The 22,152-nt window shown below is 65.2% G+C and carries 22 protein-coding genes, 1 tRNA gene and 1 pseudogene; 11 read left to right on the forward strand and 13 right to left on the reverse strand.

Annotation, left to right across the window (positions count from 1 at the left end; all coding sequences use genetic code 11):
- Positions 1 to 10: 10 nt before the first annotated feature.
- From ACE3SS_RS02645 to ACE3SS_RS02660, 4 genes are read right to left on the reverse strand one after another with little or no spacing between them, the layout of a single operon-like run.
- Positions 11 to 886 carry an alpha/beta hydrolase gene (locus ACE3SS_RS02645; RefSeq protein ID WP_374590989.1) on the reverse strand — a complete coding sequence of 292 codons (876 nt, stop codon included), beginning with the start codon at positions 884 to 886 and terminating at the stop codon, positions 11 to 13.
- Positions 886 to 1,311, reverse strand: a complete 426-nt coding sequence (locus ACE3SS_RS02650; protein WP_374590992.1) for a DUF6691 family protein — start codon at positions 1,309 to 1,311, stop codon at positions 886 to 888. Before ACE3SS_RS02650 ends, ACE3SS_RS02645 begins: the two co-directional genes overlap by 1 nt.
- Entirely contained in the window at positions 1,311 to 1,787 is a 477-nt protein-coding gene (locus ACE3SS_RS02655; RefSeq protein ID WP_374590995.1) for a YeeE/YedE family protein, read from the reverse strand. The genes ACE3SS_RS02650 and ACE3SS_RS02655 overlap by 1 nt, the downstream gene beginning before the upstream one ends.
- 37 nt (positions 1,788 to 1,824) lie before the next feature.
- The gene (locus ACE3SS_RS02660) at positions 1,825 to 3,012 is read right to left on the reverse strand and encodes an acetyl-CoA C-acyltransferase family protein (RefSeq protein ID WP_374590998.1); all 1,188 of its coding nucleotides are present in this window, start codon (positions 3,010 to 3,012) and stop codon (positions 1,825 to 1,827) included.
- A 150-nt stretch (positions 3,013 to 3,162) separates the two neighbouring features.
- Between ACE3SS_RS02660 and ACE3SS_RS02665 the strand changes: the two are divergent.
- Positions 3,163 to 3,297, forward strand: a pseudogene (locus tag ACE3SS_RS02665) (HAD hydrolase-like protein); the annotation flags it as partial.
- 120 nt (positions 3,298 to 3,417) lie between these two features.
- On the opposite strand, the gene ACE3SS_RS02670 reads toward ACE3SS_RS02665, so the two are convergent.
- A complete protein-coding gene (locus ACE3SS_RS02670; RefSeq protein ID WP_374591001.1) occupies positions 3,418 to 4,704 on the reverse strand; it encodes a hemolysin family protein in 1,287 nt (428 codons plus the stop codon).
- 75 nt (positions 4,705 to 4,779) lie between these two features.
- Between ACE3SS_RS02670 and ACE3SS_RS02675 the strand changes: the two genes are divergently transcribed.
- The 3 genes from ACE3SS_RS02675 (at position 4,780) to ACE3SS_RS02685 (ending at position 7,784) form a co-directional block, all read left to right on the forward strand.
- Complete coding sequence (locus ACE3SS_RS02675) at positions 4,780 to 5,601, forward strand: symmetrical bis(5'-nucleosyl)-tetraphosphatase (RefSeq protein WP_374591004.1); 822 nt, start codon at positions 4,780 to 4,782, stop codon at positions 5,599 to 5,601.
- A gap of 67 nt (positions 5,602 to 5,668) precedes the next feature.
- Positions 5,669 to 5,758 (forward strand) — tRNA-Ser (locus ACE3SS_RS02680).
- A gap of 205 nt (positions 5,759 to 5,963) precedes the next feature.
- Complete coding sequence (locus tag ACE3SS_RS02685) at positions 5,964 to 7,784, forward strand: acyl-CoA dehydrogenase C-terminal domain-containing protein (RefSeq protein ID WP_374591007.1); 1,821 nt, start codon at positions 5,964 to 5,966, stop codon at positions 7,782 to 7,784.
- 127 nt (positions 7,785 to 7,911) lie between these two features.
- Here ACE3SS_RS02685 and ACE3SS_RS02690 read toward each other — a convergent pair whose 3' ends face one another.
- Complete coding sequence (locus ACE3SS_RS02690; protein ID WP_374591010.1) at positions 7,912 to 8,436, reverse strand: FxDxF family PEP-CTERM protein; 525 nt, start codon at positions 8,434 to 8,436, stop codon at positions 7,912 to 7,914.
- Between the two features lie 316 nt (positions 8,437 to 8,752).
- On the opposite strand from ACE3SS_RS02690, the gene ACE3SS_RS02695 reads away from it, so the two are divergent.
- From ACE3SS_RS02695 to ACE3SS_RS02705, 3 genes are all read left to right on the forward strand, one after another.
- A complete protein-coding gene (locus ACE3SS_RS02695) occupies positions 8,753 to 9,403 on the forward strand; it encodes a transglutaminase-like cysteine peptidase (protein ID WP_374591013.1) in 651 nt (216 codons plus the stop codon).
- 37 nt (positions 9,404 to 9,440) lie between these two features.
- The gene (locus ACE3SS_RS02700; protein WP_374591016.1) at positions 9,441 to 11,369 is read left to right on the forward strand and encodes an EAL domain-containing protein; all 1,929 of its coding nucleotides are present in this window, start codon (positions 9,441 to 9,443) and stop codon (positions 11,367 to 11,369) included.
- 120 nt (positions 11,370 to 11,489) lie between these two features.
- Positions 11,490 to 11,891 carry a hypothetical protein gene (locus tag ACE3SS_RS02705; protein ID WP_374591019.1) on the forward strand — a complete coding sequence of 134 codons (402 nt, stop codon included), beginning with the start codon at positions 11,490 to 11,492 and terminating at the stop codon, positions 11,889 to 11,891.
- 46 nt (positions 11,892 to 11,937) lie between these two features.
- Here ACE3SS_RS02705 and ACE3SS_RS02710 read toward each other — a convergent pair whose 3' ends face one another.
- Positions 11,938 to 12,483, reverse strand: a complete 546-nt coding sequence (locus ACE3SS_RS02710; protein WP_374591022.1) for an NUDIX hydrolase — start codon at positions 12,481 to 12,483, stop codon at positions 11,938 to 11,940.
- A 63-nt stretch (positions 12,484 to 12,546) separates the two neighbouring features.
- The gene (locus ACE3SS_RS02715) at positions 12,547 to 13,125 is read right to left on the reverse strand and encodes a chorismate lyase (RefSeq protein WP_374591025.1); all 579 of its coding nucleotides are present in this window, start codon (positions 13,123 to 13,125) and stop codon (positions 12,547 to 12,549) included.
- 184 nt (positions 13,126 to 13,309) lie between these two features.
- Here ACE3SS_RS02715 and pgeF point away from each other — a divergent pair, with 184 nt between their 5' ends.
- Positions 13,310 to 14,017: a peptidoglycan editing factor PgeF gene (gene pgeF, locus ACE3SS_RS02720; RefSeq protein ID WP_374591028.1), complete on the forward strand. Its 708-nt coding sequence runs from the start codon at positions 13,310 to 13,312 to the stop codon at positions 14,015 to 14,017.
- Here pgeF and ACE3SS_RS02725 read toward each other — a convergent pair.
- On the reverse strand, positions 13,943 to 14,233 hold the full coding sequence (locus ACE3SS_RS02725; RefSeq protein ID WP_374591031.1) for a hypothetical protein: 291 nt from the start codon (positions 14,231 to 14,233) through the stop codon (positions 13,943 to 13,945). The genes pgeF and ACE3SS_RS02725 overlap by 75 nt on opposite strands.
- Before the next feature lie 208 nt (positions 14,234 to 14,441).
- Here ACE3SS_RS02725 and phaC point away from each other — a divergent pair, with 208 nt between their 5' ends.
- The 3 genes from phaC (at position 14,442) to ACE3SS_RS02740 (ending at position 18,315) form a co-directional block, all read left to right on the forward strand.
- Positions 14,442 to 16,250 (forward strand): class I poly(R)-hydroxyalkanoic acid synthase, encoded by a 1,809-nt coding sequence (gene phaC, locus ACE3SS_RS02730; RefSeq protein ID WP_374591034.1) that lies wholly within the window; start codon positions 14,442 to 14,444, stop codon positions 16,248 to 16,250.
- A gap of 79 nt (positions 16,251 to 16,329) precedes the next feature.
- Complete coding sequence (locus tag ACE3SS_RS02735; protein ID WP_374591037.1) at positions 16,330 to 17,508, forward strand: acetyl-CoA C-acetyltransferase; 1,179 nt, start codon at positions 16,330 to 16,332, stop codon at positions 17,506 to 17,508.
- Positions 17,509 to 17,577: 69 nt separating this feature from the next.
- A complete protein-coding gene (locus ACE3SS_RS02740; RefSeq protein ID WP_374591040.1) occupies positions 17,578 to 18,315 on the forward strand; it encodes a 3-ketoacyl-ACP reductase in 738 nt (245 codons plus the stop codon).
- A 143-nt stretch (positions 18,316 to 18,458) separates the two neighbouring features.
- On the opposite strand, the gene ACE3SS_RS02745 is transcribed toward ACE3SS_RS02740, so the two are convergent.
- The 4 genes from ACE3SS_RS02745 to ACE3SS_RS02760 form a co-directional block, all read right to left on the reverse strand.
- Entirely contained in the window at positions 18,459 to 18,617 is a 159-nt protein-coding gene (locus ACE3SS_RS02745; protein ID WP_374591043.1) for a hypothetical protein, read from the reverse strand.
- A gap of 531 nt (positions 18,618 to 19,148) precedes the next feature.
- Positions 19,149 to 19,526, reverse strand: a complete 378-nt coding sequence (locus tag ACE3SS_RS02750) for a helix-hairpin-helix domain-containing protein (protein WP_374591045.1) — start codon at positions 19,524 to 19,526, stop codon at positions 19,149 to 19,151.
- Between the two features lie 12 nt (positions 19,527 to 19,538).
- Positions 19,539 to 20,216 carry a transcriptional repressor LexA gene (lexA, locus tag ACE3SS_RS02755; RefSeq protein WP_374591048.1) on the reverse strand — a complete coding sequence of 226 codons (678 nt, stop codon included), beginning with the start codon at positions 20,214 to 20,216 and terminating at the stop codon, positions 19,539 to 19,541.
- A 186-nt stretch (positions 20,217 to 20,402) separates the two neighbouring features.
- A complete protein-coding gene (locus ACE3SS_RS02760; RefSeq protein ID WP_374591051.1) occupies positions 20,403 to 22,091 on the reverse strand; it encodes a GGDEF domain-containing protein in 1,689 nt (562 codons plus the stop codon).
- Between the last annotated feature and the right edge of the window lie 61 nt (positions 22,092 to 22,152).

Genomic DNA, 22,152 nt, shown 5'->3' on the forward strand with positions numbered 1-22,152 from the left:
GTCGGCGCCCTTACTCCTGCAGATAGCTGCGAATCGCCCTCGCTGCACCTGCTGGGTCTTCTTGCATGAAGCAATGCCCGCCTTCGATCGCCTGTGACGCGACCAAGCTGTTGAGCGAGTGCCAGCGCGATACCGAAGGTGCGATGAATGGGAAGGTGGCCCGGCCGTGCAGCACCAGGATCGGGTCGCGCACGTGGCGTAGCGACTTCCATAGATCCGCCGGGGCCGAATTGAAAATGGCCGCTTCGGTGGTGGGTGTGCATTTGAGTGCGACACCATCCGGTGCGTCGCTCAGGGCGTGGTCGACGAAGGCTTGCATCGCTGCGCGGCTCCAGCCCTTATAGGTGCCTCGTCCGGTCAAGCTGTTGAGCGCATCGTCGCGACTTGGCCAATGTGTGCGGCGTTTGAGGCTCGCCTGGGCTAGCGGATTGAAGCGCGCCAACCCCAGTGCGTGAGAAAGCTTCAATTGCCGAACCATGGTCGGATTGAAGAGCACCGGGTCGAGCGCCACAGCCTTGGCAAATCGGTGTGGCTGTTGAGCCATCGCCAGGCAGGTCAAGACCCCGCCAAAGCTGTGGCCCGCCGCGAACTTCGGGACGGCGCCAAACAGGGCTTCGTGGGCGCCAAACGCCTGCAATGCGAGCGTGGCGTTGTGGTCCCAGCCGAGAAAGCGCGGGCCCGCGTCGCTGTCGCCATGGCCCTGCACGTCGCACAGCCACAGGTCGAAATGCTCGACCAGATGCGACAGCATCGGCTCATAGACGCGCCCGCAAAAGCCGTTGCCGTGCAAGAAATGAAGCAGCGGCTTGCCACTTGGCGGCGAGTGCCAGCCGCGCAGGGTGAGCCGCTCGGCTCGGCACTCGTGCGACCAGGCAATGAGTTGCATCAGATGCGGCTCGGGGTACGACCCGCCCACCGCCCGTGCAAGTAGGCGCCGAAGGCGATGCCAGCCAGCGCGACCAGCATCGGCCAGTTGCCCACGCCCAAGCCGGCAATGGCCGGGCCGGGGCAGACGCCGCACAGGCCCCAGCCGACGCCGAAGAGCGCGGCGCCGACGAGGGTGTCGCGGTCGAGCAGGGCCGGGCGCACCGAGAAATGATCGCCCAGCGCCGGGCGCTTGAGCAGGCGCGGTGCCAATTGATAGGCCAGCAAGGTCACGCAGACGGCGCCGCCCATCACGAGCATCAGGCCGAAGTCCTGAAAGCGCAAAAAGCTCAGCACGACCTCGGGCGAGATCATGGTCGAGACCGACAGACCGAAACCGAACAGCGCGCCGCTGACGATCACGGCGATGAATTGAGCTGGCGACATCAGTGGCCTCCCAGCATGCGAACCAGGTTGGCGGTGATGAAGCCGGTGGCCATGAAGGTGATCACGGCCAGCAGCGACGGCAGTTGCAGCGACGACAAGCCGCAGATGCCATGGCCCGACGTGCAGCCGTTGGCCTGGCGCGCACCAAAGCCCACCAGCACGCCGCCCACGCCCAGCTGCCACAGGGGCACGCCGGTGACCATCGCGCCGGCTGGCCCGCGCCACGCCCACCATACGGCCGCGCCGATGACGAGGCCCAGCGCGAACACCAGGCGCCAGGCGCGGGTGTCAACGAAGCGGGCTTGCTGAAAGAACGGCCGCTTCGACACGTAAGACCACGTCGAGCTGAACACCGTGCTCATGCCGCCGACCCAGCCGGTCAGCACGAACAGCAGGCTCACGCCCAGCCCGATAAGCAGCCCGCCAACGAGGTAGTGCGCCCAACCCAGAGGGAACAACGAATCGATCACGCACATTCCTCGCGGTACTGCAACGGTTAGACGAGTGCGCCGATCAGATGCGCTCGATGACCATGGCAATGCCCTGGCCACCACCGATGCACATCGTGATCAGGGCGTAGCGGCCGTTGATGCGCTGCAGCTCGTAGATGGCCTTGGTGACCAGGATGGCGCCGGTACCACCGATCGGGTGGCCCAGCGAGATGCCCGAGCCGTTCGGGTTGGTCTTGTCGTTCGGGAAGCCCATCTCCTTCGACACGGCGCAGGCTTGCGCGGCGAAGGCTTCATTGGCTTCGATCAGGTCCATGTCGGCCACCGTCAGGCCAGCCTTGGCCAGCGCGGCCTTCGAGGCAGGCACCGGGCCGATGCCCATGTACTCGGGCTCGACGCCAGCGTGGCCGTAGGACACCAGACGCGCCAGCGGCTTGAGGCCCAGGGCCTTGGCCTTGTCGGCGGACGCCATCACCACGGCGGCGGCACCGTCGTTCAGCGTCGAGGCATTGCCGGCGGTCACGGTGCCGTCTTCCTTCTTGAAGGCGGGCTTCATCTTGGCCAGCGCTTCGACGTTGGTGTCGGCCTTCACGCCTTCGTCGGTATCGAACAGCACGGTGCCCTTGCGGGTCTTGATCTCGACCGGCACGATCTGCTCTTTGAAGATACCGGCGGCGATGGCCTTGGCGGCACGTTCCTGGCTCTGGGCGGCGTAGGCGTCTTGCTGGGCACGGGTGATGTCGTAGCGGGTGGCCACGTTTTCAGCGGTGATGCCCATGTGAATGTGCTGACGCGGGTCGTGCAGGGCGCCCAGCACGTAGTCGAGCATCTTCACGTCGCCCATGCGAGCGCCCCAGCGGTTGCTGGTGACGAGGTAGGCGCCGCGGCTCATCGATTCGGCGCCGGCGCCGATGGCCACGTCGCAGTCGCCCAGCAGGATGGACTGCGCAGCCGACACGATGGCCTGCAGGCCCGAGCCGCACAGGCGGTTGACGTTGAAGGCAGGTGCCTCTTGCGGCACGCCGGCTTCGAGCGCGGCCACGCGGCTGATGTAGGCGTCTTGCGGCACGGTCGGGATCACACTGCCCATCACCACGTGGCCCACGTCCTTGGGCGCCACGCCGGCGCGCTCGAGAGCAGTCTTGATGACCAGGGCGCCGAGTTGGGCGGGCGGAATGTCTTTCAGCGAACCACCGTAGGTGCCGATGGCGGTGCGGGCTGCGCCCACGAAGACGACTTCACGAGAAGACATGGTGTGATCCTATTGAGGGTTGGAGGGCGACTTGACCTTCGGCGGGCGACCCGACGCAGTGACAAGCGGAAACACAAATTTTATGTCGCAGGCGGGGTCGCGTCAGAAAGGGCGGCAGCATTTCGGAGATAGGCTGCTGCTCGCAATGTCATGACGTATCAACTCATCACCTTCGATCTCGACGGCACCTTGGTCGATACCGCTGGCGAGATCGCCGAGGCGGCCAACCGCACCATCGTAGAACTCGGCTTCGCGCGTCGCCCGGTGGACGAGATCACCAACCTCATTGGCCGCGGCACGCGCGAGCTGATGGTCAGTCTGATGGCCGCCATCTCGCGCGAACCGTTCTCGCGCCAATTCGACGAGCACGACGCGCTACGGCGCTGTCAGCAGCTTGGCCCATCGCTAACGATCTACTCGCGAGGCCAGCACCTTGTCCACCCGCTTGCCGTCCAGGTCAACCACCTCGAAGCGCCAGCCGTCCCATTCCACCGAGTCGGTGGTTTGCGGCAGACGGCCCAGCAGCAGCATCACCATGCCGGCTAGCGTGTTGTAGCGGCCGCGATCCTCGTCGGGCAGCTCCTTGATATCGAGCCGGTCCTTGAGCTCCGTAACGGGGATGAGTCCGTCGATCAGCCACGAGCCATCGGCTCGCTGAATCGTCCAGGATTCGGACTCGTCCGTGGTGGTGAATTCGCCCGTGATGGCTTCGAGCACGTCGCGCAGCGTGATCACCCCCTGCACCTCGCCGTATTCGTCCACCACGAAGACCATCTGCACGTCCGAGGCGCGGAAGTGTTCGAGCAGTTCCATGCCGGTGAGCGTCTCGGGCACGAAGACCGCCGCTTGCAACTCGTGGTCAAGCGACAGGCTGCCCGTCTGCGTGACCTGCATCAGCAACTGCTGCGCGGTGACCACGCCCAGCACGTCGTCGAGGCTACCGCGGCAAACCGGGTAGCGCGAGTAACCGTGCTCGGCGATGAGCTTGAGTGCGTTGTCTACCGGCGCCTCGAGGTCGAGCCAGGTGATGTCGCCACGCGGAATCATCATCGAGCCGATTTGCCGGTCGTCGAGGCGGAACACATTGCGCACCATCTGATGCTCGTGCGCCTCGATCACGCCGGCATCCAGGCCCTCTTCAAGCTGCGCGGCGATTTCTTCCTCGGTCACGGCGCGCTGCTGGCCTTCGCGCACGCCGAACAAGCCGAGGATGGCCTGGGTGCAAGCCGTGAGCAACCGCACCAGCGGGCGGGTCAGGCGCGAAACCCAGTTCATTGCTGGCGCCACGGAGCTGGCCACGGCTTCGGGGTACATCAGCCCCAGCCGCTTGGGTACCAGCTCGCCAAAGATCAGCGTGATCACAGTGATGATGAACACCACCAAGCCGGTGGCCGACACATGCGCCACCCGGTCGGTGATGGGCAGCGCGGTGTGCAGCCACTGCGCCAGGGGCTCCGAGAACACCGCGTCCCCCACGATGCCGTTGAGCACGCTGATCGACGTGATACCGATCTGCACGGTCGACAAGAACTGCGTCGGGTTGTCGTGCAACTCCATGGCCACCCGGGCGGCATCGTTGCCGCTTTCAACCATCACCTGCAGGCGCGCCTTGCGGCTCGATGCCAGCGCCATTTCGGACATGGCGAACAGCGCGTTGATGAGAGTCAGAAAGATCAGCAGGGCGACTTCCATGGCAGGGCAAGGAGGGCGCGGCTTGATCGAGCGCCAAGAGTGAGGGTGCTGGGGAGCGTAGCAGAATCGATGCCCATGAACTATCTCATTGGCGACCTTCAGGGCTGCTGCGAGGCGCTCGACCGCTTGCTGGTCGACATCGGCTTCTCTCCATCACGCGATCGCATTTTTGTGCTGGGTGATCTTGTCAACCGAGGCCCGGACTCGTTGCGTACCCTGCGCCGGTTGCGCGACCTGGGCGACGCGGCGACCTGTTTGCTGGGCAACCACGATTTGCACCTGCTGGCTGTGGCGCATGGCATTCGTCGCGCCCACAAGAGCGACACCGTGGCCGACGTGCTGGACGCGCCTGACGTTTCCGCGTGGCTCGACTGGTTGCGCCATCGGCGCTTGGCCGTGCACGAACTGGGCTGGTTGATGGTGCATGCCGGGGTGCCGCCGCAATGGAATCTGCAGACCACCCTGGAGCTGGCTGCCGAGGTGGAGTCGCACCTGCGCGGACCCGGTCTGCGCGAGTTCTTGCAAACGATGTATGGCAACGAGCCGGCCTTGTGGCGAGCCGATCTGGTGGGGCCTGATCGCTGGCGATTTGCGATCAACGCGCTCACCCGCATGCGCTTTTGCAGGCTCGATGGATCGCTCGACTTCGAGATCAAGGAGGCAGCCAGCGCTGCTCCGCCGGGCTGCGTACCGTGGTTCGACTTCTCTGGGCGCGCGACGGCAGGCGTACCCATCGCGTTCGGACATTGGTCGACGCTCGGGTTGGTGAACCGCCCCGATCTGCTGGCACTGGACACAGGCTGCGTCTGGGGGGGGCAACTTACCGCCGTGCGTTTGGTCGGCAGCGAGCGTGAGGTGATCCAGGTGAAATGCCGCCAGGCGCAAGTGCCTGGCTGACCCGGCACCCAGGTCGAGCAAGCTGATCGAGCGGCGCTGACGCTCTGGTATGCTCAAAAGCGATCCTGGAGAGGTGGCCGAGCGGTTTAAGGCAGTGCTCTTGAAAAGCACCGGAGGCGGAAGCTTCCCGTGGGTTCGAATCCCACTCTCTCCGCCAGAATTGAACCCAAGTGATTGATTTCACTTGGGTTTTCTTTTTGGGAATCCGCCTCGCATCGTGTCTTGAGTAGCGGTGCCGCGAACTGGAGGCCGATGATCCCACTTAAAACGGGGGGGCAACGCCGCGTGGCGTGACGCCGATCTGTGTAAACTGCGCTCCGTTTTGAACAAACGTTTGTTTGAATTTTTGGACGAGGTGACAAATGCCGCAGTACAAAGCCCCATTGCGCGATATGCGCTTCCTGCTCAACGAAGTTTTCGACTATTCCGCGCACTACGCCGGCCTGCCCAACGGGGAAGATGCCAGCCCCGACATGGTCGATGCCATTCTCGAAGGCTGCGCCACATTCTGTGAAGAGGTGCTGGCCCCGCTGAACCTGTCAGGCGACCAGGAAGGTTGCACGTTCAGCAACGGCGAGGTGACCACGCCCAAGGGTTTCAAAGAGGCTTACCAGGAATATGTGGCCGGCGGCTGGCAAGGGCTGTCTCACCCCAAGGAATACGGCGGCCAAGAACTGCCGATGTCCTTGAACCTGCTGAAGGCCGAAATGATGGGCACGGCCAACTGGTCGTTCACCATGTACCCCGGCCTGAGCCTGGGCTGCATGAACACGGTCTTCCAGTTCGGCACGACCGAGCAAAAGAATACGTATATGCCTCCGCTGGTCAGCGGTGAGTGGGCGGGCACGATGTGTCTGACCGAACCCCAATGCGGCACCGACTTGGGTCAGGTCAAGACCAAGGCCGAGCCGCAACCTGACGGCACCTACAAGATCACCGGCACCAAGATCTTCATTTCGTCGGGCGAACACGATCTGACCTCGAACATCATCCATATCGTGCTGGCTCGCTTGCCCGATGCGCCCAAGGGCACGCGTGGCATCTCGCTGTTCATCGTGCCCAAGTTCCTGGTCAACAAGGACGGGTCCCTGGGGGCGCGTAACGAAGTTGTCGCCGGAGCGCTGGAGCACAAGATGGGCATTCGTGCCTCGGCGACCTGCGTGATGAACTTCGATGGCGCCACGGGTTACATGATCGCGGAGCCGAACAAGGGCCTGGAGGCGATGTTCACCTTCATGAACACCGCCCGCATCGGCACCGCGGTGCAGGGTCTGGCTCACGCCGAACTGTCGTATCAAGGTTCTCTGCCGTATGCCAAGGAGCGCCGTTCGATGCGTGCGCTGTCGGGCAAGAAAGACGCCGATCACGTGGCCGACGCGCTGATCTGGCACGCCGACGTGCGCCGCATGCTGCTGACTCAGCGCGCCGTGGCCGAAGGTGCCCGCGCCATGATCTACAACGCCGCCAAGCTGGCCGACCACATGGTGGCCGGCATTGGGCTGGGCGACCAGGCCAAGTACGAGGAGTACGACGACAAGTTGGGCTTCTTCACGCCGATCTTGAAAGGCTTCCTGACCGAGATGGGGCTGGAGTGCGCCAACATCGGCATGCAGGTGTTCGGTGGCCACGGCTACATCAAGGAGCACGGCATGGAGCACATTGCCCGCGATGCGCGCATCTCCACGCTGTATGAAGGCACCACGGGCATCCAGGCGCTCGACTTGCTGGGCCGCAAGGTGTTGTTGCAGACCCGCGGCAAGTGCATCAAGGTCTTCGCCAAAGAAATGATGGCGCAGGCCCGCCCGCATTTGTTCGCCGGTGGCGCCATCGGCAAGATGGCTCGCGCGGCCTACCGCCGCGCCATGCAGTGGCGCTGGATCACGCTGCGTGTGATGCTGCGCGCCGCCAAGGATCGCGACGTGGTTAGCGCGGCCTGCTACGACTACCTCATGTATTCGGGCTTCGTGATGATGGGCCACTTCTGGCTCAAGCAGGCGCTGGTGGCGCAAAGCAAGCTGGCGTCGGGCGGCAAGGAGTCGGCCGACTTCTACACGGCCAAGATCCAGACGGCGGAGTTCTACTTCGACCGCTTGCTGCCGCGCGCCAACGCTCACGCCAAGTCGATGATGTCGCCCACGTCTTCGCTGATGCAGATGAAGGCGGACAACTTCAACTTCGCTTGACGTGTCTGTTGCACACCTGGTGTGCGATGTCAGCGAGAGGTCGGATGCGGCGGGCGGCGAGAGGAGCCGCCCCGCAGAAATGAAAAAAGCGCCCAGCGGGGGCGCTTGAGGCTCGCAAGAGTGCCTTTCAGGCTTTGCGGCGAGCCATCCAGCCGACTACAGCCAAACCTGCCAATGTCAGTGCATAAGTGCTGGGCTCCGGCACTGCTGGAGCGGTTTCGATCGTCAGGGTGGTGATGCCGAGACGGATCTGGCAGCAGGCGATCTGCTTGTCGGTCAGGTCCAGCTTGCCGTCGGCCAAGTTGCCCAGCTGACCGGCCGTGAAGGTGTACGACCAAACCCTGTTCAAGTCTTCGGCGCCCGATTTGGCGGCCCAGCAGGTGTCGCCATAAGCGCAAGAAGCTACTTGGTTTCCGTCGGCATAAATGATCTGCGCGGCGGTGGTGTACTGACCGGAGTTGCCCCACAAGCCCGAGAGGGTGGCGCCGACGATCGATTCGCCCTGCGGCAGGGTGAAATTGAACGAGCCGACTGTTTCAGTCTTGTTGTCGATGCCTTTACCGGTGTAGGCACCGACCGTTGCCGTGGTGATCGTGGCGTGGCTGGCGCCAGCCGCCAACAGGCCGAGCGCAAGAATGGTGGCGCGGGTCATGGACATCGAACGCATGAAAACTCCAGGTCGAACAGTCGCTGAATTGCTGAAAACCGCACACATTGTGCATAGGCTCGACTGTACGTTGAATACACAAGTCGTAACAAGGTGCGGCTCTTCAAATTGCCCACCCGTCTAAGGGGGCGGGATAGGCCTGATGGGTCATCAGGCTGTCTCGAAACGAGTGGTTACGGTCGCTCAAGTTCGTGGGCAGATAGACGAGAACTCATGAGATTCAGTCTGTCTGGCGCGCCTTTCGTTGTCTGCACTCATTCGTCATCGCTGTTGGGATGCGCTCACTGCGGGGAGCCGTATCGTGCGTCGCTGGACGGCCGGTCTGCTTTGGCTCGCGCTCATGCTGGCGTCGCCCAGCCAGGCGTGGGACGCCGAGCGTTTCATGCAGGCCGCCAATCGCATGGGGCCGCACACGGCAAGCGAGGCCCGGGCGCTGATGGCCGCCATGTCCGAGTTGGCCGGGCAGGACGAAGACGCGCGGCTGCGGGGCGTCAACCAGTTCTACAACCACCGGATCGTGTTTCGCGACGACATCGAGGTGTGGGGCCAGACCGACTATTGGGCCAGTCCGCTCGAAATGCTCGGCAAAGGGCAGGGTGACTGCGAGGACTACGCCATTGCCAAGTACTTCACACTCATCGCCTTGGGTGTGCCGGGCCCCAAGCTGCGCCTCGTCTATGTGCGGGCGCTGGTGGGCGGCTCCGGTGGTGCCGTGCTCGCCCACATGGTGCTGGCCTACTACCCCACGCCCGACGCGCAGCCGTTGATTCTCGATAACCTCGTCAGCGATATTCGGCCGGCTTCGAAGCGGCCCGATCTGGCGCCGGTTTTCAGCTTCAATGCCGAAGGGCTGTGGCAAGGTGTCGGCGCGACGACGGCGGGCGACCCGCTGGCGCGCCTGTCGCGTTGGCGCGATGTGTTGAACAAGGCCAAGCAAGAGGGGCTTTGGTAATGAGATGCGTGGACAAGATTGAAGGGATGGGGGGCGTATGTCACTGATCCGCCAGGTTTGGCTCCTGCTGTTGGGCATGGTGCTGCTGTCGTTCCTGGGCAGTTTCGGGGTGTGGGTGATGTCGGCGCGCGGCTATCTCGAAACCGAGCTGCGCCTGAAGAACAGCGACAACGCCCAGTCGCTGGCTCTGACCGTGTCGCAGCAACATGGCGACCCAGCCTTGATCGAGCTGGTGATCGCCGCGCAGTTCGACACCGGCTACTACCGCTCGATTCGCTTGCGCACGGTCGACGGGCGGACGTTGATGGAGCGCGTGGCGGCAGTCGACAGTCTGGGTGACGTGCCGGCCTGGTTCGTGCGGATGGCGCCGATCGAGTCGCACCCCGGCGTGGCGCAGGTTTCGGACGGTTGGCGTGCGCTGGGCACCATCGAGGTGGTGAGTCAGTCGTCGTTTGCCTATGCCCAGCTTTGGCGTGGGGCGCTGCACACCGCGGCATGGCTGGTGTTTTCAGGGTTGATAGCTGGTCTGTTGGGGTCGTTTGGCGTGCGCTTCATCAAGCGGCCGCTGCGCGCCACCATCGAGCAGGCTCAGGCTTTGGTCGAGCGGCGCTTTGTGACTGTGCCGGAGCCTTCGGTGCCCGAGCTCGCGCGACTCAGCCGAGCGATGAACGCTGTGGTGCTGCGCTTGAAAGCGGTGTTCGAGGATCAGGCTGCGCAAGTCGAGCAGTTGCGCCTGCAGGCACATTGCGACCCGGTGACCGGCTTGGCGAACCGGCGGCACTTCCTGGGGCAGTTTGGCGCCGCATTGGCGCGAGAAGACGGCGTGCGCGCCGGCTCACTGCTGTTGGTGCGGGTGATGCATCTGCAGCATCTCAATCGCGACGTCGGCCATCACGGCACCGACCACATCTTGCAAGCTCTGGCGGCTCACCTGGGAGCGTTCGTGCGTGACGTGCCCGACCACGGCGACGGCACGGCTGCGGCGCTGGGGAGGCTCAACGGCGCGGACTTCGCCTTGCTGATGCCGCACAACGGTTCGGTGCGGGCCCAGGCGCAGGCCGTGTCCGACTACCTGCGGCCGACTTGCGCCGGGCTGGCCGGGCCGGTCGAGCTGGTGGTGGCCGGCGTGGGCTGGCAGCGGGGCGTGGCGGTGCACACGCTGATGGCGGTGGCCGACGAGACCCTGGCGCGGGCCGAGAGCCGAGGGGCCTTCGCCGTCGAGGCGGCCGAGGAGCCGGTGACCCCGCACGCCATGCAGGGAGAAGACGAGTGGCGTCAGCGCATCAGCCAGGCCGTGGCCGAGCGCCGCGCGCGGTTGATGAGCTTTCCGCTGGTCGATCGAGCCGGCAAGCTCGTGCACTTCGAGTGCCCGTTGCGTCTGCAGATCGACCCGGACAATGGCTACGACGAGGCTGCGTACTGGCTACCGCTGGCGTTGCGCACCCGGTTGACCGCCAGCACCGACGAGCTCGCGGTGAGCATGGCGCTGGAGCAGATTGCGGCCGATGGCCAGGCGCGGGGCGTGAACGTGTCGCCAGCGTCGCTGTTGAACAGCAGTTTCGTGCCGCGTCTGACCGTGCTGCTCGAGCGTGCGCCTGCGGCGGCCGCAGCGCTGTGGCTGGAGGTGCCCGAGTCGGTTGCCGTCGAGCGCTTCGAGGTCGTGCGCGACATGTGCCGGCAACTGCGTCCGCTCGGCGTGCGGGTGGGGCTGGAGCACGCCGGTGAGCGTCTGGCGCGCATCGAGCACCTGTTCGAGTCCGGGCTCGACTACGTCAAACTTGACGCGGCCATCGCGAACGGCGTGAGCGAAGACGATGCGCGAGCCGCCCATGTGCGCGGGACCGCCACCATGCTGCATGGGCTGGGCCTGCAGGTCTACGCCGAAGGTGTGACGCTGGGCAGCGATGCCGATGCTCTTTGGGCGTGCGGTGTCGATGGCATCACGGGGCCGGTCGTCGCATCGTGACGAGGCGGTCTTGCTGACGCAATGCTGACAGGGCTGCGAGGCGTGATGTCTGGCTGATCCAGCGAGCGAAATCGGGCGGAGGGTACGTCGATAATTGGCCGCTTTCCCCTGGAGACCCTTGTGAAAATCAGAACATTCTTGATCTCGTTGTGGCTGACGTGCGCGGCCGTGTTGCCGGTTGCTGCCAAGACGAGCAGCACCGCCCCAACCGGCTCGGCTCAGCTGAAGGCCGACCAGCGCGCCGACAAGGCGGCGCGTCGCCAGCTCCAGGAAGATCGTCAGGCACATGCCGCCTCGGCCACCATCGCGGCCGACAAGCGAGCCGTCGCGGCCGCCGACCGCAAGGTGCGTGCTGACAAGGCCGAACTCCAGCGCGCCAAGAAGCACAACAAGGCCGCGACCAAGCAGGCCAAGAAACGCGCCAAGCAGCAGGCCAAGCAAGCCAAGAAGGCCAAGAAGAAGGCTCACAAGTCAGCCCGCAAGACGGCCCATCCGCGGGCCGCCAGTCAGCCCTCGGTCTGACCCTGGCTGCTTTGCTGCGGCTACCTGGCGCCAGCCGGGGGTGACGTCAAACGATGTCGCTGCAGTGCACCCCGAAACACTCGGTTTTGCGGTCGGCGAAATAGTGCCGCAGCGTTTTGCGCACGGTGCTGAACGCGAGCTGATCCCACGGGATCTCATGCTCATGAAAGAGCTGCGCCTCGATGGTCTCGGGGCCGGGCGCGAAATCCGTGTCCAGCAGACGGGCGCGGTAATACAGATGCACCTGTCCGGCGCCGACCACGTTGAGCACCGTGTACAAGCCTTGCAACTCGATGCGCGCGCCGGCTTCTTCGTCGGTTTCGCGGCGGGCGCCTTCTTCGGTGGTTTCGCCCAATTCCATGAAGCCCGCCGGCAGCGTCCAGAAGCCGTAGCGAGGCTCGATGTTGCGACGGCACAGCAGCACCTGCTCGCCCCACACCGGCAGCGTCCCGACGACGTTGAGCGGGTTCACGTAGTGGATGTGGCCGCATGACGGACACACGGCGCGATCGCGGTTGTCGTCGGGCGGAACGCGGTATTCCACGGCGGTTCCGCATTGCTGGCAGTGCTGAATGCGTCGGGTCAAAAACATGGCCGCCAGTGTATCGCCGCGCCATGGAGCGCAGGTGACGACGAAGCGGCGAACCGTTTCGCTCTACTTGTCGGCGGCGGGGCGGATGGCGGTCAAGGCCGGTTTGCCGGCTTGGCGGTCGGATATCCCGTGCGGGCTGCGCGATTCGATGCCTGGCGCGAAGGCTTCCAGAACGCGCAGCGGCTGCCCAGCCTTGTAGAACACCGAGTACCGTGCCCACACCACACGGCTGTGGGTCAGGTTCGGTGCGCGGTCGGCGCACATCGCTTGCAGGTGCCGCAGCCAGACGGAGCCCGGCGCTAGGCGCAGCGCAAACAAGGGCGAGCGACTGACCCAGCGCTGGCTGAACAGCAGCTCGGCCAGCGAACGTGAGCCCAGCGCACGCAGCGAGCGCCAGGCTCCGGTCGCGTTGTGCGCGGCGGTAACACTGCGTGCATAAACCAGCGGTTGGCCGTCGACCAGCAACAGTACCTCGCGAGCATGCAGGCGTCGGGCGCCGACGCTGGCCACCTCGCCGGGCAAGGCACGCCGGGTGCCCTGGCTGAGCGGGCGCACCTCGAACCGCTGCCCGGTGGCGCGCAGGCGCAGGCTCAATGAGCCCGGCGCGAGCAGCCAGCGCTGCAACTGAGGGCTGACGGGCAAGGCTTGGCGGGGAGGGCGGCGCAAACTCGAACTCATGGGGCGCGGATCATAGCGGTCGCCGCATTTTCGCCGGGCGCGTCCCTACACTGTCGGCATGAGCAAGTCTGCGACACCGCCTGCCGCGCCGCCCCTCCATCCTGATTGGTTGTTGCCCGACGGGTTGCCGCCGGAGGTCGGGGCTTGCATGACCACGCGAGCCGGCGGTTGCAGCGCGGGGCCTTACGCCAGCATGAACTTGGGCGAATTCGTGGGCGACGACCCGGCTGCCGTGGCGCACAACCGGGCGCGACTCGCCGAGCAGATCGGAGCGCGTGCCGTGTTCTTGCAGCAAGTGCATGGCGTTCGCGTGGTGCACGTGACAGCACAGGACGCCTGGCCCGGCTCGGCGACGCTGCATCAGGCCGACGCCTGCGTGACCGCCGAACCGGGGCTGGCCTGCGTGGTGCAGGCGGCCGATTGCCTGCCGGTGCTGTTCGCCGCAGCCCGAGGGGTTGCGGTGGGCGCGGCGCATGCCGGCTGGCGTGGCCTGGCGGGTGGCGTGCTGGAGCAGACGCTGCAAGCCGTGTGCGCGGCGGGGCGCTGCCAGCCAGCCGAGGTGTCGGCTTGGCTGGGCGCGTGCATCGGCCCGGACGATTTCGAGGTGGGGGCCGACGTGTTGCACGCGTTTGGCGCGCCGGCGGTGCCGGGGCAGTCGGCGCCCCATTTCAAGGCCGGGGCTGCGGATCGCTGGTGGGCCGATCTGGCGAGGCTGGCGCGGCAGCGTCTCACCCAGTCCGGGGTGAAGGTGGTGAGCGGCGGCACGTGGCCGACGCATGGCTCACGGTTCTTTTCGTTCCGCCGCGACCGTGGGCTGACCGGGCGCATGGGCGCCGCCATCTGGATCCGGGGTTGACGCTGCCGCGGTCTGGTCGCCGCGTTCCTGCCGCCGGCGTGCCTTGCGGCGGACCGGGGTACCCAGCAGGTACAGCACGATGGCCAAGGGGCCGACCCCGTAAAGCAGCAGGGTGACGAGGGCGCCCAGGATGGTGCCGTTGGCATTGACGGCCTCAGCCACGGCCATCATCACGGCCACGTACATCCAGGCGATGGCGACGATCCACAAAAACATGGCGTGGATTGTCGGTGATCGAGCGACTCACCGACGTGCGGGGGGGCATGCCGGCGCTTCGCTGAGCGGCAACAAAGCGGTGCCAGAATAGAAACCAGTCGTTGCCGTGAGGCACGGCAGGGCTGCATCACGCTATTTCGCTGCTGGCATCGAAGTTGCTCAGTTGATCCGGCCCATCGAATTCCATTTTTATAAATCGAGGAGATTCATGGCAGTCACGTCACGGTCGCGCACGTCGCGCAGCAAAGCCCGCTCGGCTGGTTCGGCTCGGCCCGAGGCTCCCACATCCTCCCGTGACCAGGCCGATGCTCGTGCGCGGCAGGCGGAGTCGGCCAACGCTGCCAATGCCTGGCCTTTCGACGAACTGGCTTCCGCCTTCGGATCGAGCGTGGGTCAGACCGTGCAACAGCTCGCGGGGCTGACGGTGCCGTCCGAGGCCTTGCAGGAACTGCGGGCGGACTACCTCAAGCAGGCCTCGTCGCTCTGGAACACGGCGGTCGAATCGCCGGACAAGCTCGCCCCCACCGACCGCCGCTTCGCCTCGGGCGATTGGGCGGGCAACCACATGGCTGCCTTCACGGCTGGCATGTATCTGCTCAACGCCCGAACCATGATGCGGCTGGCCGAGGCCCTGCAGGGTGACGACAAGGCGCGCCAGCGTGTGCGCTTCGCCGTGCAGCAGTTCGTTGACGCGGCCAGCCCGGCCAACTACCTGGCGCTCAACCCCGAAGTGCAGCGCCTGGCGCTGGAGAGCGGTGGCAAGACGCTGCAGGCGGGGCTCGATCAGCTGATGAGCGATTTGCGGCGCGGCTACATGTCGCAGACCGACGAGTCGGTCTTCGAGGTGGGTCGCAACGTGGCCACCACCGCGGGCGACGTGGTGTTCGAGAACGAACTGATCCAGCTCATCGAATACCGTCCGCTGACCAAGCAGGTGCACGAGCGGCCGATCCTGTTCGTGCCGCCGTGCATCAACAAGTACTACATCCTCGATCTGCAACCCGAGAACTCGCTGGTGCGCTACGCCGTCGAGCAGGGGCACCGCGTGTTCGTGGTGAGCTGGGTGAACCCCGACGAATCGCTGGCCCAGAAGTCGTGGGACGACTACGTGGCCGAGGGCGTGATCGAAGCCATCCATGCGGTGCGCGACATCTCGGGCCAAGGCCGCATCAACACCCTCGGTTTCTGCGTGGGCGGCACGCTCCTCACCACCGCGCTGGCCGTGCTCAAGTCACGCGGCGAGAGCCCGGCGCACAGCCTGACGCTGCTCACCTCGTTCCTCGATTTCTCGAACACCGGCATCATGGATGTGTTCGTCGACGAGGCCCTGGTGCAAGTGCGCGAAATGACCATCGGCGCGCAGAGCCCGAGCGGCGGCAAGCTGCTCAAGGGCCAGGAACTGGCCAGCACCTTCTCGTTCCTGCGCCCGAACGATCTGGTCTGGAACTACGTGATCGGCAACTACCTCAAGGGCGAGACCCCGCCGCCGTTCGACCTGCTGTACTGGAACTCCGATTCCACCAACCTGCCGGGGCCGATGTATTGCTGGTACCTGCGCCACACCTATCTGCAGAACGAGCTGAAGCAGCCGGGCAAGCTCACTGTTTGCGGCGAGCCGGTCGATCTGGGCACGGTTGATGTGCCGGCGTTCATCTACGCCTCGCGCGAAGACCACATCGTGCCGTGGGACGGGGGCTACGCCTCGACCCGCATCCTGAGCGGACCCAAGCAATTCGTGCTGGGTGCTTCGGGGCACATTGCTGGCGTGATCAACCCGGCGTCCAAGAACAAGCGCAGCTACTGGACGCGCACCACGCGTGGCGGCGAAGACGGCAAGCTCAGTCATACCGAGTGGCTTGCTGCGGCGACCGAGCACCCGGGCAGCTGGTGGACCGAATGGTCGCGCTGGCTGCAAGGGCAAGGCGGCAAGTTGGTTGCGGCGCCGCGCCAGCCCGGCAGCAAGCGGTACCCGGCGATCGAGCCGGCGCCGGGGCGTTACGTCAAACGCCGCGCTTGAGATTTCATCCACCCATGGCCTGCGCCGTCATCAGCCTGTCGATGTGCGAGCCGACCATCCACTCTGAAGGAGCACTCAAATGACCGACATCGTGATCGTTGCCGCCGCCCGTACGGCCGTGGGCAAATTCGGTGGCACGCTGGCCAAGACCCCGGCGTCCGAATTGGGCGCCACCGTGATCAAGGCGCTGCTGGAGCGCGCCAAGCTCACGGGTGACCAGGTGAGTGAAGTGATCCTGGGCCAGGTGCTGCAGGCCGGGTGCGGGCAGAACCCCGCGCGCCAGTCGGTCATCAAGGCCGGGCTGCCGCACGCCGTGCCGGCCATGACCATCAACAAGGTGTGCGGCTCGGGCCTCAAGTCGGTGATGCTGGCTGCGCAGTCCATCCGCGACGGCGACGCCGAAATCGTGATCGCCGGCGGGCAAGAGAGCATGAGCCTGTCGCCCCACGTGCTGCCCAACTCGCGCGACGGCCAGCGCATGGGCGACTGGAAGCTGGTGGATTCCATGATCATCGACGGCCTGTGGGACGTGTACAACCAGTACCACATGGGCATCACCGCAGAAAACGTGGCCAAGCAGTACGGCATCACCCGCGAGCAGCAAGACGCGCTGGCGCTGGCTTCGCAGCAAAAAGCGGCGGCCGCGCAAGACGCAGGGCGCTTCAAGGACGAGATCGTGCCGGTGCTGATCGCGCAGAAGAAGGGCGACCCCATCGTTTTCGATAGCGACGAATACCTCAACCGCAAGACCACCGCCGAAGCGCTGGCGGGCTTGCGCCCGGCGTTCGACAAGGCAGGCAGCGTCACGGCCGGCAATGCCTCGGGCATCAACGACGGCGCGGCTGGCGTGGTGGTGATGAGCGCCAAGAAGGCCGATCAACTCGGCCTGAAGCCGCTGGCACGGATCGCTTCGTACGCCAGCGCAGCACTCGACCCGGCCTACATGGGCATGGGGCCGGTGCCGGCGTCGCGCCGCGCGCTGGAGCGAGCCGGCTGGAAGGCGGCCGATCTCGATCTGCTCGAGATCAATGAGGCCTTCGCGGCGCAGGCCTGCGCCGTGCACAAGGAGATGGGCTGGGACACCAGCAAGGTCAACGTGAACGGTGGCGCGATCGCCATCGGGCATCCCATCGGCGCGTCGGGTTGCCGCGTGCTGGTGACCTTGCTGCATGAAATGCAAAAGCGCGACGCCAAGAAGGGCATCGCGTCGTTGTGTATTGGTGGCGGCATGGGCGTGGCCCTGACCGTCGAGCGTTGAACTCGTGGCGGCGTGCGATAGGGAGTTATCGATTGGCACGCCGTTTTGATTTTTACTAAGGAGACGAACATGAGTCAAAAAGTAGCCTACGTGACCGGCGGCATGGGTGGCATCGGCACGGCAATTTGCCAGCGCCTGCACAAGGACGGCTACAAGGTGGTGGCAGGTTGCGGCCCGAGCCGCGACCACGTGAAATGGCTGGCCGAGCAAAAGGAGCTGGGTTACGAGTTCTACGCTTCGGTGGGTAATGTGTCCGACTGGGACTCCACCAAGGCCGCCTTCGAGAAGGTCAAGGCTGAAGTCGGCATCGTTGACGTGCTCGTCAACAACGCCGGCATCACGCGCGACGGGATGTTCCGCAAGATGACCAAGGCCGATTGGGACGCGGTGATCGACACCAACCTCAACAGCCTGTTCAACGTGACCAAGCAGGTCATTGACGACATGCTCGACAAGGGTTGGGGCCGCATCGTCAACATCTCGTCGGTGAACGGTGAAAAAGGCCAGTTCGGCCAGACCAACTACTCGGCCGCCAAGGCCGGCATGCACGGTTTCACGATGGCGCTGGCACAAGAAGTGGCCGGCAAGGGCGTGACTGTGAACACCGTGTCGCCCGGCTACATCGGCACCGAAATGGTTCGTGCGATTCGCCCTGACGTGCTCGAAAAGATCGTCGCCACGATTCCGGTCAAGCGCCTGGGCACGCCGGAAGAAATCGCTTCGATGGTGTCGTGGGTGGCTTCGGAGCAATCAGGCTTTGCGACCGGCGCCGATTTCTCGGTCAACGGCGGTTTGCACATGGGTTGACGCGATAGCGCCGTTGTGCCGACACGGCCCGGTCGGTCACCCTTGCCGGGGTGACTTGCCGGGCCGATTTGTTGTGCGCTCTGCTTTTGCGCGCGGTTTGCACGCGGGCGCCATGAAGCTGACTGCTCCTGGCGCCTTGATGCTCACGACGCAGCAAAGGGCGCTTCTTGCCGTGCCACCAGGCGATCAAGTGCGGCGCAGACTTCGGCAAAGCTGCCACTGATCACCACGCGCTGCGGATCGACCGGGTCGGCGTGAACGCGTGGCAACGTGGAGGCGTCGAATTCAAGCGCGGTGTTCATTCGCACGGGACTCAAACGCCGCGAGGCGATTCTGCTGCGGCGTATGGCTGGAACGCGGTCGGCTTCGCTCGGCGCAATGGGCAGACGCTGGGCGCCGGAAGCTCTCGAGTGACTTTCGATTTGCACGGCGCCACCGGGCGGCAGATGCCGTATGCATGTTCGGGTGTTTTGCCACGAATCAGCGGCATTGTTCGGCGCAGAGGCCGAACGTGAGCGCATGAGACGTTTGAACAGCCGCGTGAGTGCAGCCAGCTCGAATGTCGTCGCGTGCTGGCTGGGGGCCGAGTCGCGTTGCGATGCAGTATTGCCGGGCGAGGCAACTGCCAGAGATGAACGCGTGGTGGACGCAGCGATTGAGCCTTTCACCAAGGCAAGTGAGTGTAGAAGCATGACGGACTCCGAATTTCAAAAACATCAATGAAGTTCGGCAGGATTCAGAACCAGGATTCGCCGGAGGGATTGCACCGGATGTCACCGATGCGAATGCCCGCCACCCTCTGGCGAATGGGATCGATATCTCCAGTTAAGGCGTTACGGTGCGGTGCCTTGCAGCTCGCGTTTCAAAGCCAGGACGGCCCCTGCATAGCGCGCCTTGCGCTGCTCGGTGTGTTGCCACCATGGTCGAGCCGGCCCGCCGCGCATGAATTCGGTGGCGGCCAGAAAGGTGTCGAGCACGCAGGGGTCGTGGTAAGCACCGGTTTGACGGCACAAGGTTTCGTACAGCACCCAGCCGTCTTGATCGACGAGTTGCTGTGGGGTGTGGACGCCCAGTTGGCGCAGATCGTCGGCCAAGGCCCGGCCGATGTTCGGAATGTGTTCGAGTTGCACACAGTCGGTCGCGCGCAGGGCTTTGCGCGGTGCAGCGGCCCCGTGACGGGCGCGTTGGCTGCCGATGATGTGCGTGCTCATGGGGCTTGGCCTTTACATCAGCATGTTGTTGCGGATGAGCCCCACCGCCAGACCTTCGAGCTCGAAGTCTTCGCTGTCGGGCGAGACGACGATGGGTTGGAAGTCGGGGTTCTCGGGCAGCAGCTCGATGCCATGCTTGGTCTTGCTCAGGCGCTTGACGGTGACCTCGTCACCCAGGCGGGCCACCACGATCTGGCCGTTCTTGGCTTCGCGGGTCTTTTGCACGGCAAGCAGGTCGCCATCGAGGATGCCGGCGTCGCGCATGCTCATGCCTCGCACGCGCAGCAGGTAGTCCGGGCGGCGTGCGAACAGGTGCGGCTCGACCACCACGGTTTGATCGATGTGCTCTTGCGCCAGGATGGGGCTGCCTGCCGCCACGCGCCCGACCAGCGGCAGCGTCAGCTGGCTGAGGCTGGGCAGCGGCAGATTGAATTGCTTGATGCGAGATTCGGCCAGGGAGCGCAGGGTTTCGGAGCGCAGGCGGATGCCCCGCGAGGTGCCGCCCACCAGCTCGATGACGCCTTTGCGGGCCAAGGCTTGCAAGTGTTCTTCTGCGGCGTTGACCGACCGGAACCCCAGCTCGGCGGCGATTTCGGCCCGAGTGGGGGGCGCGCCAGTGCGCTCGATGGCGGTTTGCACCAAGTCGAGGATTTGCTGCTGTCGGGCAGTGAGTTTGGGGGTGTCGTCCACAACGCGCTCGCAGGTTGAGAAAAAGAAAAGCTCCCTGAGCTGGCTTTGACAGGTTGAATGTGATGGCCTGTTTTTTTGTCCAGTATCTGTATTTTTATACAGATGCAGGCTGAGCGCAAGCGGGCGGACGCTCGCGGCGGCGGGTACACGTGTGGGGTGCCAGCCGGACGGCATCCGGCAGGGGGGTCAGGCCGCGCAGGTGCGGTTCTTGCCGGTCCGCTTGGCTTCGTAGAGCGCTTCGTCGGCGCGGTCGAGCGTGGCCTCGATGGCTTCGCCCGAGCGGAAGAGGGTCACGCCGGCCGAGAAGGTGATGAAGACCTGCTGGTTCTCGTGCATGAACACCTGCGCGCTGAGCTGACGTTGTAGGCGGGTGATGGCCGACTGCGCCTCGTCGAGCGGGGTATCGGGCAGCAGGATGACGAACTCCTCGCCGCCGTAGCGGGCCAGCGCGTCGCTGGGGCGCAGCAAGCCCTTGACGGTGCTGGACAGGAACTTCAGCGCTTCGTCGCCGGCCTGGTGGCCGAGTTGGTCGTTGAGGCGCTTGAAGTTGTCGATGTCGAGCAGCGCGACGGCCAGGGTGCCGCCGTTTCGTTCGATGCGGGACTGCTCGACCTCGAAGGCGCGCATCAACCCGCGGCGGTTGGCGACTTGCGTGAGCGGGTCGGTGGAGACCTCGTCGGACAGGCGGCGGATTTCGTCTTCAAGTTGCTTGACGCGGTCGGTGAGCTCGGTGGCGCGGGCGTGCTCGGACTGCAGCTTTTCCTGGGTCTGGCTGACCAGGTTTTGCACGGCGCGGGTGTCTTCGACCATTTCGCGCACCACGCCGGCCAGGCTCTCGATGGAGTCGGCGTGCACGATGGTGTCGACGTAGCCGCTCAGGCTGTCTTGAAAACGCCCGGTGTGGTGACCCAGCTCGGCGATCTCTTGCAGCATCTGGTGAATCAACTGCTTGAGGGCGGCCTTGGCGGCATCGCGTTCGGCGCGCAGCACCTGTTGGCGAGCGCGGGTGTCGTGCAACAGCTGGCTGATGCGCCGCACGCCGCGCGCGTTCAGCCCCTCGTCGAGCTGGTGGCGCATGGCCGCGCACTGGCCGCGCACCCAGGAGTCGTCTTCGCTCAGGTCGGTCAGGCTGTCGGTGAGCTCGTGGCAGAGGCTGCCGAGCAGGTCGACCAGATGGTTGCGATGCTGCAGCACGCGGCGGGCGTCGCCGCAGGCGGTACGCACGCTGTCGAGCATCTCGGCTGACAGGGGCAGCAACGGCGGTGTGGGGGCCAGCTCTCGAGTGGCCGCGTACACGGCGGTGGCGGCCTCGACGGCGCGCGGGTCGGGCGCAGGCAGGGCCTCGCGCACGGTTTGGCCCAGTTCGTCCACGACGCCGCTCCACAGCTGGGTCTGCTCGCCGTTGACCGCCAGCGAGGCACCGTTGCTGCTGGCGGCGGCGGGCTCGGCAGGTGCGTCGCTCTCGGGTTCGTCCAGCCAGGCGCCCATGTCGGTATCGACGGCGTCGTCGAGTTTTTCACCGTCCCAGCTCGCCACGAGTTGACTGAGCCGGTGCTGCAGGCGCTGCAAGTTCGATTTGCTGCCGTCCAGCACCCGTTGCAGGCTTTCCTTCTTGCGTCCGGTGGTCCATTGGCGGCTGCCGCGTTCGATGCCGCGCACCACTCGGCCGATCACGTCGGCCCAGGCCGGGCCATCGAGGCCGGTACCGCCGGTAGCTTCTGCGGTCGTCTCTTTGGCTGGCTCCTTGGGCGGCTCGACGCCAGCTTCGAGCTGGTAGGCGCGCTGGTAGTTTTCGGGTGTGGGTTCGAGCTTTTCAATGGCCAGACGACGCAACGCGGCCTTGGCCAGTTGGGCGGGGGCGGGAGGCGTGGTCACGGTCGCGTAGGGGCCTGGGTTGTTGGTTTGAAAGGCAACGCAGGCGAAGGCTGGCGGCTTG

Source organism: Aquabacterium sp. (assembly GCF_041915145.1).
GTDB lineage: Bacteria > Pseudomonadota > Gammaproteobacteria > Burkholderiales > Burkholderiaceae_C > Aquabacterium.

Excerpts from the sequence above, each read along its gene's own strand:
- ACE3SS_RS02645 (WP_374590989.1), bottom strand. The coding sequence starts at position 886 with ATGCAACTCATTGCCTGGTCGCACGAGTGCCGAGCCGAGCGGCTCACC.
- ACE3SS_RS02650 (WP_374590992.1), bottom strand. The coding sequence starts at position 1,311 with ATGTCGCCAGCTCAATTCATCGCCGTGATCGTCAGCGGCGCGCTGTTC.
- ACE3SS_RS02655 (WP_374590995.1), bottom strand. The coding sequence starts at position 1,787 with ATGTGCGTGATCGATTCGTTGTTCCCTCTGGGTTGGGCGCACTACCTC.
- ACE3SS_RS02660 (WP_374590998.1), bottom strand. The coding sequence starts at position 3,012 with ATGTCTTCTCGTGAAGTCGTCTTCGTGGGCGCAGCCCGCACCGCCATC.
- ACE3SS_RS02670 (WP_374591001.1), bottom strand. The coding sequence starts at position 4,704 with ATGGAAGTCGCCCTGCTGATCTTTCTGACTCTCATCAACGCGCTGTTC.
- ACE3SS_RS02675 (WP_374591004.1), top strand. The coding sequence starts at position 4,780 with ATGAACTATCTCATTGGCGACCTTCAGGGCTGCTGCGAGGCGCTCGAC.
- ACE3SS_RS02685 (WP_374591007.1), top strand. The coding sequence starts at position 5,964 with ATGCCGCAGTACAAAGCCCCATTGCGCGATATGCGCTTCCTGCTCAAC.
- ACE3SS_RS02690 (WP_374591010.1), bottom strand. The coding sequence starts at position 8,436 with ATGACCCGCGCCACCATTCTTGCGCTCGGCCTGTTGGCGGCTGGCGCC.
- ACE3SS_RS02700 (WP_374591016.1), top strand. The coding sequence starts at position 9,441 with ATGTCACTGATCCGCCAGGTTTGGCTCCTGCTGTTGGGCATGGTGCTG.
- ACE3SS_RS02710 (WP_374591022.1), bottom strand. The coding sequence starts at position 12,483 with ATGTTTTTGACCCGACGCATTCAGCACTGCCAGCAATGCGGAACCGCC.
- pgeF (WP_374591028.1), top strand. The coding sequence starts at position 13,310 with ATGACCACGCGAGCCGGCGGTTGCAGCGCGGGGCCTTACGCCAGCATG.
- ACE3SS_RS02725 (WP_374591031.1), bottom strand. The coding sequence starts at position 14,233 with ATGTTTTTGTGGATCGTCGCCATCGCCTGGATGTACGTGGCCGTGATG.
- phaC (WP_374591034.1), top strand. The coding sequence starts at position 14,442 with ATGGCAGTCACGTCACGGTCGCGCACGTCGCGCAGCAAAGCCCGCTCG.
- ACE3SS_RS02735 (WP_374591037.1), top strand. The coding sequence starts at position 16,330 with ATGACCGACATCGTGATCGTTGCCGCCGCCCGTACGGCCGTGGGCAAA.
- ACE3SS_RS02740 (WP_374591040.1), top strand. The coding sequence starts at position 17,578 with ATGAGTCAAAAAGTAGCCTACGTGACCGGCGGCATGGGTGGCATCGGC.
- ACE3SS_RS02745 (WP_374591043.1), bottom strand. The coding sequence starts at position 18,617 with ATGAACACCGCGCTTGAATTCGACGCCTCCACGTTGCCACGCGTTCAC.
- ACE3SS_RS02750 (WP_374591045.1), bottom strand. The coding sequence starts at position 19,526 with ATGAGCACGCACATCATCGGCAGCCAACGCGCCCGTCACGGGGCCGCT.